The 11,385-nt window shown below is 50.6% G+C and carries 10 protein-coding genes, 1 tRNA gene and 1 pseudogene; 10 read left to right on the top strand and 2 right to left on the bottom strand.

What is annotated here, in order from left to right; genetic code table 11:
- Positions 1-112: 112 nt before the first annotated feature.
- Positions 113-583, bottom strand: coding sequence for a 23S rRNA (pseudouridine(1915)-N(3))-methyltransferase RlmH (locus tag G497_RS0112050; RefSeq protein ID WP_027188330.1), 471 nt, complete (start codon positions 581-583; stop codon positions 113-115).
- A 446-nt stretch (positions 584-1,029) separates the two neighbouring features.
- Here G497_RS0112050 and G497_RS0112045 point away from each other — a divergent pair, with 446 nt between their 5' ends.
- From G497_RS0112045 to glgB, 4 genes are all read left to right on the top strand, one after another.
- Positions 1,030-1,689: an L-threonylcarbamoyladenylate synthase gene (locus G497_RS0112045; protein ID WP_027188329.1), complete on the top strand. Its 660-nt coding sequence runs from the start codon at positions 1,030-1,032 to the stop codon at positions 1,687-1,689.
- A gap of 218 nt (positions 1,690-1,907) precedes the next feature.
- Positions 1,908-2,477, top strand: a complete 570-nt coding sequence (locus tag G497_RS0112040) for an NUDIX domain-containing protein (RefSeq protein ID WP_027188328.1) — start codon at positions 1,908-1,910, stop codon at positions 2,475-2,477.
- 192 nt (positions 2,478-2,669) lie between these two features.
- Positions 2,670-4,124: a glycogen synthase GlgA gene (gene glgA / locus G497_RS0112035; protein ID WP_027188327.1), complete on the top strand. Its 1,455-nt coding sequence runs from the start codon at positions 2,670-2,672 to the stop codon at positions 4,122-4,124.
- A gap of 3 nt (positions 4,125-4,127) precedes the next feature.
- Entirely contained in the window at positions 4,128-6,059 is a 1,932-nt protein-coding gene (glgB, locus tag G497_RS0112030) for a 1,4-alpha-glucan branching protein GlgB (protein WP_027188326.1), read from the top strand.
- 8 nt (positions 6,060-6,067) lie between these two features.
- Here the strand turns inward: glgB and G497_RS19320 are convergent, their stop codons facing one another.
- Positions 6,068-6,667 carry a hypothetical protein gene (locus G497_RS19320; protein ID WP_051258097.1) on the bottom strand — a complete coding sequence of 200 codons (600 nt, stop codon included), beginning with the start codon at positions 6,665-6,667 and terminating at the stop codon, positions 6,068-6,070.
- Positions 6,668-6,941: 274 nt separating this feature from the next.
- Between G497_RS19320 and G497_RS0112020 the strand changes: the two genes are divergently transcribed.
- The 6 genes and pseudogenes from G497_RS0112020 to G497_RS0111995 form a co-directional block, all read left to right on the top strand.
- Positions 6,942-7,018 (top strand) — tRNA-Met (locus tag G497_RS0112020).
- 237 nt (positions 7,019-7,255) lie between these two features.
- Positions 7,256-7,516 (top strand): annotated as a pseudogene (locus G497_RS20800) (Arm DNA-binding domain-containing protein); the annotation flags it as partial.
- 68 nt (positions 7,517-7,584) lie between these two features.
- Positions 7,585-8,229 (top strand): hypothetical protein, encoded by a 645-nt coding sequence (locus tag G497_RS20645; protein ID WP_027188324.1) that lies wholly within the window; start codon positions 7,585-7,587, stop codon positions 8,227-8,229.
- Between the two features lie 61 nt (positions 8,230-8,290).
- Complete coding sequence (locus tag G497_RS0112005; RefSeq protein WP_034637835.1) at positions 8,291-9,337, top strand: SIR2 family protein; 1,047 nt, start codon at positions 8,291-8,293, stop codon at positions 9,335-9,337.
- Positions 9,334-11,076, top strand: a complete 1,743-nt coding sequence (locus G497_RS0112000; protein WP_027188322.1) for an ATP-binding protein — start codon at positions 9,334-9,336, stop codon at positions 11,074-11,076. The genes G497_RS0112005 and G497_RS0112000 overlap by 4 nt, the downstream gene beginning before the upstream one ends.
- A gap of 97 nt (positions 11,077-11,173) precedes the next feature.
- Positions 11,174-11,385: transposase (locus G497_RS0111995; RefSeq protein ID WP_027187606.1), on the top strand; the 212-nt coding region annotated here is incomplete at its 3' end.

The following is an 11,385-nucleotide window of genomic DNA, read 5'->3' as shown; positions in this document are numbered from 1 at the left end:
TTTTCCTATGGCTACGTTGCTTGCTTTTTTGCAACGGGGGCAGGGCCAAAGAGCCCAGCCCGCCCTTGCAAAAAAACATCGCGCCTTGCCAAACGGAATAACTGAGCGTTTCCTACTCGTGGTGGTAGCCAGAGCCGGAGAGTATACTCTCCGCGCGGTACAGTTGTTCATATAGCACCACGCGGGCCAATTCGTGGGGCAATGTCATGGCCCCGAAGGAGAGGCTGTGGGTGGTTTTGGCCTTCAAGCTTGGGCCAATGCCAAAGGCCCCGCCAATAATAAACACGGGGGGTCTGTCTGCATCCCACAGGGTGGTGAGCCATGCGGCAAAGGCTGGCGAGGTCATGTTCTTGCCGCGTTCATCAAGGCACACCACAGTTTCTTCACCAAATCGGCACAGGGCCTCCAGGCGTTCGGCCTCTTTTTCCAGGCGTTTTGCCATGGGCAGGGAAGGGTCTGCGTCTTTCACCACTTTTTCATCCAGCCGCATGGGGGTGGCAATGCGCTTGCGGTAAAAATCAATAGCCGCCAGCCAGTGTGGCGTTTTTATGCGGCCTACAGCCACTATGCGAACTTGTTTCATAGTATCTTCTTAGAGCAGTTTCACTTTGAAAGCATACATTGGCTTACCATGCAGCGCATTGGTTTTTTCAATGTAGTCATGGGGTATGGTATACTAAAACGACACGCTCTGCGGGTGGCAGTGTTGTTGACCTAGAGCAGTTTCACCGTGAAATTGCTCTAGGGTATTTTGGGGGCCTGTCTAGTGTGACCACCGAACACAAGGCCTGGCGCAATACAGTGCAGGGTCTTTGCTACCGCACCTTGTCCTTCTGTGCAACTGTATTTGCAGGCGCTGGTTTATACACAGGCATTGCTTGCTGGGGCAGGAAAGTGTAATTTGTCTTTACGGAAGCACTGAGTTACTCCGCATTTCCCGCAGAAGAATATCCCGGCGGTTTGCCTTGCACAGAAGCAGGTAACCCCTGGTAGCAACACAGTTTTTTGATTTTTGTGAAGGAGGAAAGCATGAACCCGTTTGCCATTGCCTTTGAAGAGGCGTGCAATGCCCTGCGCCAGGGCAAGCTTTTGGTGTTTCCTACAGAAACATTTTACGCCCTTGGGTGCGACGCGTTGAACGCAGATTCCGTGGGGGCCGTGTTTGCCCTGAAAAAACGGGCCTTGCACATGCCCTTGCCTGTGGTTATTTCCCACCCTGGTCAATTGAAATTGCTCACCAAGGAAGTTTCCACCCCGGCGCGGGTGCTTATGGCCCGTTTTTGGCCAGGGCCGCTTTCCATTGTGTTTCCTGCGCGGGAAGATGTGCCCGATTTACTCACTGCGGGCATGGGCCGGGTGGCGGTGCGTTTTTCCCCGCACCCGGCCATACGCACCCTTGGGCAGGAGTTGAACATGGTGTTGGTGGCTTCCAGCGCCAACCTAAGCGGGCAGGCTGCCCCGTGCCAGGTGCAAGACCTTGCTCCGGAAATTACGCGGGGTATTGCCGGGGTATTTGATATGCCGCCCCAGCCTGCGGGTGGGCTGCCTTCCACCATTGTGGACGTGGTACGCACGGCACATGGGGAGCAGGTGCGGGTATTGCGGCAGGGGGCTGTGCCTTTTGCCGCTTTAGAGGCCACGGGGTTGCATGTGGTCCTGGCAGAGCAGGAAAGCCCGGCAGCGGGGTAGGGGGCTCGGGTTAGCGGTTTGCCTGGAATTTAGTTTTATGAAGGCTTTGCCGAGAATGGCTGTGGGTATATGCCAACCTATGGTCTAATCCTATGCTGCCATGGGCAATTCCATTTTTCCTTATGGCTAAAAATGGAATTGTAGTTGAACATATTGCTGTTTTGCGATATTGATACAGTAAGATTGTTGTGGAAACAGTGTGAACACAGGATAGGTATATGCACGGCGATATGGTGTGTCCCCATTGCGGCAGTGCAGTTCTTGTGCGCCGCAACCCGGCTCCCACAGTGGATGTGGTACTTTATTGCCCCGTGCGCGGTGTGGTGCTGGTGCAGCGTAAAAACCCGCCGCATGGCTGGGCCTTGCCGGGCGGGTTTATTGATTATGGCGAAGCGGCAGAAACCGCCGCCGTGCGTGAAGCCAAAGAAGAAACAGGGCTGGATGTGTGCCTTGTGGGGCTTTTGGGGGTGTATTCCGACCCGCAACGCGACCCCAGGGGCCATACCATGAGTGTGGTGTATGTGGGCAAGGTTGCTTCCTCGCAAACCGCTAAGTCCCACCCAGGCCATGTTCTTGGCCTTGAAGCCTTGCATCCCAGCAAAAGTACCCCGCCGTTATTTCCTGCAACATTTCATGGCCCTGAGCCTGTGGGGGCAGATGATGCCCTGGAAGCACATTTTTTCCCCCTGCATGCCTTGCCCACTCCCCTGGCTTTTGACCACCAGCAGATTCTTGCTGATTTTGCTACATGGCTTGAGGGCAAGCCGTGGGTGAGCGCCTTAATCTAGCCAAAGGGCACGCTGCGGGTGAGCACCTTAGTCCAGCCAAAAGGCAAGCTGAAAGTTCACTGACTACCTATGGCCCATAACCTGTCGTGTGTGTTAACGGGCCCTGAACATACTCTTTATTTCTGTGCGCTGCATTGCAATAGCAGCAGCCACACGGAATGGCGTGGCCTTTTGCTGCGTCAGGAGGAAAGCATGCAGCGCCCTGTGTACCTAGTTACGTCTGAAATCTACCCTTTTTCTAAAACAGGTGGGCTGGGCGATGTTATGGGGGCTTTGCCCCTTGCCTTGCAGGCCCAGGGTATTCCTGTAGCCGTCATTTCTCCTTTTTATGGGCGGCTCAGTTCCGGCAACTTTCGCATCCGGTTGAGCATTTCCGACTGCCCCGTGGGTTACCCGTGGCAACCCATTACAGCAGATGTCTATGAAGCAGATTATTATGGTGTGCCTGTATACTTTATTCACCGCGGGGAATTTTTTGACCGTCGCTACTATTATAATGACCATAAGGGCGATTATTTCGACAATGCCGAGCGGTTTATCTTTTTTTGCCGGGCTGCCCTTTCCCTTATTCGCCGCCTGGGGGTGAACCCTTCGGTGGTGCATTCTCATGACTGGCAGTCGGCCCTGTTGCCCGCTTATATTCATTATTTGCGCCAATCTGGCGGATTCTGGGCGGAAACCTCCAGCGCCCTTACCATTCACAATCTGGCCTTTCAGGGGCGTTTTTCCTCTCGCTTGTTTGCCGGGTGTGGCCTGCCGCCAGAAGCCTGGGGCATGGAAGGGGTGGAGTATTATGGCGACCTCAATATGCTGAAAGGCGGCATTGCCTATGCCGACGCCATTACCACCGTTAGTCCCACCTATGCCGAGGAAATTCTGCACGAACACTGCGGCTGCGGGTTGGACGGTATTTTGCGAAAGCGCAAGGCGCACCTTTCCGGCATTCTCAACGGGGCTAATTACAGCGTGTGGAGTCCGGAAGCAGACCCTTACCTGCCCGCTACCTATTCGGCGGCAAACCTTTCCGGCAAGGCTACCTGTAAACAGGCATTGCTGGAAGAATTGGGCCTGGATGCCCGGCTGATGCAGCGCCCGGTGCTGAGTTTTATTGGCAGGCTGCGCGGGCAAAAAGGCATTGATTTGCTGAACGCCATTGTGCCGGACCTTATTAAGCTGGATGTGGGCATTATTGTGCTGGGGGAAGGTAACCCGGAACATGAGTCCACTGTGCTTGAATTTATGGAAATGTACCGGGGCAAAGTAAGTGCCGTGGTAAATTACACGGAAGACTTGGCCCACCGTATTCAGGCCGGGAGCGACATTTTTCTTATGCCTTCACGGTATGAACCGTGTGGGCTTACCCAAATGTATGCCTTGCGTTATGGCACGCCGCCTGTGGCCACTGCCGTGGGGGGCCTGCGCGACACCATAATCCCCTGGCCAAAAGATAATTTTACCGGCTTTACCTTTGAGCGCAGCTCCACTGCCGGGTTCTTGCAGGCCGTAAGCAAGGCCGTGGCCCTGTGGGAAAATGACCAGCCTGCCTGGCAGAACATGGTACAGCGCGCCATGGGGCAGGCTTTTACCTGGGAAGAAGCAGGGGCTGCCTATGCAGCGCTGTACAGGCAAATTAACCGCAAAGGCTAGGCCATGCATTCCGAACCCATATTTATTGAACCGTTTGACTTGCACCTGTTTAACAAGGGCGAGCATTACGAGCTATACCGCGTGCTTGGGGCACACCCGTACACACCGCCTCCCATAAAAAATGAGGCCCCTGCGCAATCCGGCTTCCGGTTTGCCGTGTGGGCGCCTAATGCTCAGGAAGTTTGCGTGGTGGGGGATTTCACCAGTTGGGCCTGGGGGCAGTTGCCCTTGTACCCGGTGGGAGATTCCGGCATATGGGCAGGGTTTGTGCCGGGGGTGGAAGCAGGCAGGCAGTACAAGTTCGGCATAAAGGGAGCAGACGGTACCATTGTGTACAAGGCCGACCCTTTTGCCTTCTACAGTGAATTTCGCCCAGGGGTGGCTTCCATAACTACCGGGCTTGTGCCTTATGCCTGGAACGACGGGGAATACATGGCCCAGCGGGCCTTGGGGGGGGCGCAGCTTGAGCAGCCCATCAGCATTTATGAAGTACACGCAGGTTCATGGAGGCGGCATTACACCCCGGAGCGGCCTTTTTATTCTTATGACGAGCTGGCAGAAACTCTGGTGCCTTATGTGCGCGACATGGGCTTTACCCATATTGAGTTTATGCCTTTGGCAGAACACCCGCTGGACCAATCCTGGGGCTACCAGACAGGGCAGTATTTTTCTCCCAGTTCCCGGTTTGGCCCGCCAGAAGCCCTGAAGCGGTTTATTGATACCTGCCACGGGGCGGGCATTGGCGTTATATTAGACTGGGTGCCCGCCCACTTCCCGCGTGACGCCTGGGGGCTGGCCCGTTTTGATGGCACCGCCCTGTATGAGCATGCCGACCCAGCCTTGGGGGAACACCCGGACTGGGGCACTTTGATATTTAACTATGGACGGCATGAAGTGCGTGGCTTTTTGCTGGCCAACGCCCTGTACTGGTTGCGGGAGTTCCATTTTGATGGTCTGCGCCTGGATGCTGTGGCCTCTATGCTGTACCTTGACTATTCGCGCAAAGAAGGGCAGTGGCGGCCAAACTGCCACGGCGGGCGGGAAAACCTGGAAGCCATTGATTTTTTACGCACGCTCAACACGGCAGTGCATGCCCAGGCCCCAGGGGCCATGACCTTTGCTGAGGAATCCACCGCTTGGCCAGGTGTTTCCCGCCCGGTATATGCCGGGGGCCTTGGGTTTACATATAAATGGAACATGGGCTGGATGCACGACTGCCTGCGTTATATGACAAAAGACCCGGTGTACCGCAAGCACCACCAGAACGACCTGACCTTTTCGTTTTTATACGCTTTTACGGAAAACTTTACCTTGCCCCTTTCCCATGATGAAGTGGTACATGGCAAGCGCTCACTGCTTTCTAAAATGCCCGGCGATGCTTGGCAACAGCAGGCCAACTTGCGCGCGCTATATGCGTATATGTGGGCGCACCCAGGCAAGAAGCTGCTGTTCATGGGGGGGGAATTTGGGCAATGGCGGGAGTGGAATGAAGGGGAGTGTCTGGACTGGCCGCTATTGGCCTTTCCTGCCCATGAAGGTATTCGTTGCCTGGTGCGCGACTTGAACATGCTTTTGCGGGCGGAGCCTGCCTTGTACCGAGAAGACCATAGCTGGAGCGGGTTTTCCTGGTTAGACTGTGCGGATGTGCAGTCTTCAATATTCAGCTTTGTGCGCAAGGCGGCAGGGGCGCGGCCTGTTATGTGGGTGTTCAACTTTACCCCGGTGCCGCGTTACGGGTACCGTGTGCCGTGCCCAGGGCTTGGGCGCTGGCGCGAGTGTTTGAACACGGACAGTGGCTATTATGGGGGGAGCAATGTAGGCAATTTCGGCTGTGTGGAGGCTGCCTACACCCAGTGGGGGCAGGGGCCTTCGTTGTGCCTTACGCTGCCTCCCCTGGCTGCCATGGCTTTTGTGCAGGAGGATGAAGAGGAATAACCCCCCTCCTACAGCGCCGCGAAATAAAAGTGACTCATGTCGCCCTTCAGGCTTATCTGGTAGGTGGCATACAGCGGGTGGACGTTATCTTCATCGCTTTCAGCCACGGCAAGGAGCGATTGCAGGTTTTGGATATTACGCAGGGCAGCGGATTGGGCCGCAATTTCGTTAAATGCCCGGGAAAGGTCCGGCATTTTTTCCAGCAGGGTGGCAATGGCTTGTTCTTCCGGGTGTTCCCCTGCAAGGCACAGGGTAGCGTTTTGCCCAAGGCGCAAGGTCATTTTATTTTCCAGGCCAATGCCTGCTTCGGTAAAGCGGGTGTATAGCGTTTCAATAAACTGGTCTTGCAGGCGGGCAATGTTATCGCTTAACAGGCAGGTTACCTTGCCTTCCGGGTGGGAAAAACCATCCATTGCCTTACGCAGGGAAGCCGCCACACCGGAAAAACAAGCCGAGCGGGTAACAGCAAAAAGCCCCTCGCCAAGGGGGTCCGCCTGCTCTGCTATGGTTTCTTCGGCAATGTTAATAGCGCAGTATTCAAGGGAATTTTCTGCGGCATAGGGTGGCAGGGCTTGGGGCTGCATGGGGGGGGCAGAGCTGATATTCACAGGATGGCTCCTTGCTAAGGCGGTAAATTTTTCTGTATTGTGGTGTTGTTTCTCTGATTAAGCAACTTTAATGCCAAAAGCCTTCCGCTTTTTCTCGTGCACATATATTTGTAATACCCCTAAGCAATTACCTTGAAGCCCAGGGCCTTGCCAATTTATTCCCGATTGTGCAGGCTAAATGAGGGAAATTGAAAAAAAAGCTTGCCAAGCGGACAACACTCCGCTAAAGCATCCGTTGCAGCACGTTGTTGACTTTATCAATAACACCGCACATGGCAAGGTAGCTCAGTTGGTTAGAGCGAGCGGTTCATACCCGCTAGGTCGGGGGTTCAAATCCCTTCCTTGCTACCAGAATTTAATCCCGGAAGGGATAAAAAAGGCCGAAACTCTTAGATAAACAAGGGTTTCGGCCTTTTCTTTTGTCCGGTAAAGTACCGTGCAATCCGGGGGTACCCCACTTGCACGGGGGTATTTTTGGGGGTATATTGCACCTCAAAAAAAGTGATACCCCCAACGCTATTTCCTTGATGCGCAAGGACTTTTTGAAGACGGTTACGGGGGCATTACTCGAAAAAGGAGAATACCCCCATGGCAAAAGATTCCCAACTCAGCGACACCACTCTCCGCGCCATCAAACCTACAGGGAAGGCCCAAAAGCTTTTTGATGGGGGTGGGTTGTTTCTTTTTATTGCACCTAAGGGTGGCAAGCTGTGGCGGCTGAAATACCGTTTTGGGGGTATGGAGAAGCTGCTTTCTTTGGGCGCATACTCCAAAATTAGCCTGAAAGATGCCCGCAAGCTGCGCGATGAGGCCAAAGAAAAAATAGCCAAAGGCATTGACCCAGGGTGCAGCAAGAAAGCGGCAAAAGAAACGCTGTATGCCGCGCAAAAGAATACCTTTGAAATTATTGGCCGGGAATGGTGGCACCTGAAAAAATCCGGATGGAATGGCAACCACAGCGCGATGCCGTGCGCCAAGAGGTGCCCTATACTTCCTGGCAAGGCTTTCTCAAACTGGAGGCAGAGAATGGCAATGAGCTGGCCCTGGCTGTGCTGCGTTCCCGCAAAGATGTTGCAGATCCGGAACAAGCCCAGAATCCAACGCAAAAGCTTTTCCCTACAAAAGACTGGAGCACCCACGGCCTAGGCCTTGCCACAAGCAAAGTGGAGCTAGCCCAAGAGCAGCGCAGCATTGTGGAGCGGGCAGATCTTTCTGCTAAGGGCAAAAGGCAACTTCAGGCCTTTATGCGCATGGATGAAGTGGCAGCACAAGCCAGCGCCCAGGGCAAACCCCTTGGAACAGTGCAGAGACGTGTTGACGGCAAGGGCGTGGTCATCTTCACCTTGGAAAGTGGCGGCAGCATTCGGGATACAGGTAAAGAGGTGTTTTATTCCGGGCACGATAAAGCGGCAGAGCAAGTGGCGAAGGACTATGCAGTGAAGAAGTGGGGCAAGCATCTTTTCATTAGGAAAAATTGTATAATTTTTCAAAGCAACATTGAGCACAATAATTTTTCAATAGAGTCTGATGGTTTCGAAAAGCAACAAGGAATCTCTCGATAAAAACCCAGCCTGTAGTACTTGGAAAATATATGAGAATGGATTATAGTAAATAAGAGGGTTTATGCTACCATCCAACGAACTCAAAACGCGGCTACAACGCTTTTTTTCTGACGGCTTAGTGGTTGTCATTGGATCTGGCTTGTCCTGCGCTGAAGGTTTACCAAGTATGGGGGACTTAGCAAAAGCACTTATAACTCTCGTTCCTAAAAAATGCTCATCAGCTGACCTTCCCCAATGGCAGGAAATAGAAAAATTTTTGAGGGCAAAAAAAGGGCTTGAAGAGGCTGTAAATTCCATTCAACTCTCAGAGTCATTAGGTAAGGTAATTGTCGAGATTGTAGCAAATACTGTTCGCACTGCTGAAGAAAGTGTAATATCTCAGTGTATTGGAAATGGAAGAATACTAAAAATCTCTTCACTTTTGTCACATCTAAGTCCAAAGCATCCTAAAAAAATACAGATAATTACTACGAATTACGATAGGTTGATAGAAATTGCATGTGAAATGCGTGGTTTTTGGTTAGACACAGGTTTTTGTGGAAAAACTTCTGGATTATTTGACCCTGCAAAAAGTAAATTTCAAGGTGCCATAGGCACAGGAAGCAGTAAAAAGCAAACTCCTAAGCTCATATACCCCAATATGGTGCACTTGTCGAAGCCGCACGGCAGCCTGGATTGGTATCTATTGAAAGACGGGATGCCTATTTATACCCCATTGTGTTCGTTTAGTTGCCCATTAATTATCACTCCTGGGCAACATAAGTATCGCCAAGGGTATGACCAGCCATTTGATGCGCATAGAAATATGGGCAACGCAGCCATAGACAGCGCAAAATCCTTCTTATTCATAGGCTATGGATTTAACGACGACCATCTGCAAACACATCTTTCCCAACGCCTACGATCTGGCATTCCGGCTTTAATTTTGTCAAGAAGCCTGACCGAAAGCGCTGATAAGATAATAGGCTTGTCTGAGACTATTGTGGCCTTGAGCCAGAGTAGCAATCCTGAAGACACAACTGTAACAATGAAAAACGCAAAATGGGACATCCAAGATAATTCTTGGTGGGATGTTGAACATTTTGTCTCAGGAGTTATAGCCCCATGAGCGAATCTATACTTGAATTTGATAAATCAGATTTTTTAGGCAAAGTAGCAATGGTTGACACAAATCGCGTAGTCGCCGCTATTGAAAATCATGATATGATGACAAGTATATCTGTAGGTAGTCTTGTTGCCATTCAAGGAAGGTTGAATTCAGAATTTCTTATAGGCATAATAGAGAGAGCTACGCGCTCAACAACTGAGAGGCTTTTGACCAATGAAGTAGATGACGAGGGCAATATTCCTTTCGGAGAAGCACTGCAAGATTTTATTAAAATAGTATTGATAGGAACATATAGAACGGTAGATGGTGATAGGAGCAACACATTTAAACGTGGCGCTGATACTTTTCCGCAGATAGATCGGGCTTGTTATCAACTATCTGCCCACAATTTACAGAGTTTTATGAACTTACTTTCTGCAAAGGTACCACTGGGCGAAAGGATGGCCCTTGGACATTACATGGCGGATCAAACTGCAGTTGCCATAGCTCACGGAGATAAATTTTTTCAACGCCATGCAGCCATTTTGGGAAGCACTGGATCCGGGAAGAGCTGGGCGGTAGCGCTGATTCTTGAACGAGCCGCTAAATTGACACATCCAAACCTTATTGTCCTCGATATGCATGGCGAATATTCTACACTTTGTGAGGGCAAAGAAGCAATCGCCGAGCAATTTAAGATTGCTGGCCCTGGTGATTGCCTTTCGGAATCGACTAATAGTCTTTTTTTACCCTATTGGCTTTTGAATCGTGAAGAAATGCTGGCCATGATTTTAGATAGATCTGATCAAAACGCACCAAACCAAGCATCAAGATTCACTGAACATGTGCGCAAGCTGAAAGAATCCACGTTAAAAGATTTAAATAAGCAAGATGTACTTGATACATTCACAGTTGATTCTCCAATATATTATGATATTAGCCAACTAATGGCACTGTTAAATATTGACGACGAAGGTACAAAACCGGGTAAAACAGGTCCAGTAAAAGGTGATTGGAATGGAAAGCTGACTCGTTTTATTGCACGACTTGAAGCTAAAATCGAAGATAGAAGATATGGATTCCTATTCCAACCACCTAAGTCTACATCTGAATATGAATGGCTCAGTAAGATTGCTATGCGGCTTTTTCATTCAGGGAAGACGACGAAAGGGATAAAAATTATTGACTTTTCAGAAGTTCCTGCCGACGTTTTGCCTATTGTTGCTGGTGTTCTGGCTCGTTTGCTTTATAATGTTCAATTCTGGATGAATGATAATGATCGACATCCACTTACAATTGTATGCGATGAAGCACATCTTTATTTACCAGTGCGTGACGAGGCTGATGCCCCTGAAAAGAGGGCTTTAGAATCATTTGAACGAATTGCGAAAGAAGGTAGAAAATATGGTGTTTCGCTACTTGTAGTCAGTCAGCGGCCATCTGACGTGAGCAGAACGATCTTAAGTCAGTGTAATAATTTTTTAGTACTCAGATTGACAAATGACCAGGACCAAAGTGTCGTCAAACGTATGGTTCCTGAATCTATGTCTGGGCTTACAGATATCTTACCACTTCTAGACACAGGCGAAGGATTGTTGCTTGGAGATTCGATTTTATTGCCCACTCGAATCAAGCTCGATTGTCCAAAAATTGAACCAGCAAGTGCTACACGTCAATTTTGGACCGAGTGGGCAAATAGAACGCCAAATGAAAAAGCTGTAGAGAAAGCAATTGAAACAATGCGTAGACAAACTCGCTAAATATTTTTTGATATACTAGGTCCTTTGGTAATCCCCCCAAAAAGTAGTAGCTTTTATAAGTAGAATTTCCGAGAATAAACCAAGCGGAGATTTTACAATGAAAAAATCACGATTTACTGACACTCAAATTTTGGCAATATTGAAGCAGGCCGAGAACGGCATTCCCGTTCCTGACCTTTGCCGTGAGCATGGCATGAGCAGTGCTACTTTTTACAAATGGCGCTCAAAGTTTGGCGGAATGGATGCCTCGCTTATGGCCCGCATGCGTGAGCTGGAGCAGGAAAACGCCCGGCTCAAGCGAATGTATGC

The organism is Desulfovibrio cuneatus DSM 11391, from assembly GCF_000430005.1.
GTDB classification, from domain to species: domain Bacteria; phylum Desulfobacterota; class Desulfovibrionia; order Desulfovibrionales; family Desulfovibrionaceae; genus Frigididesulfovibrio; species Frigididesulfovibrio cuneatus.
Note: the sequence above shows the minus strand (reverse complement) of the source record. Positions and strands in the feature narration are given on the sequence as shown.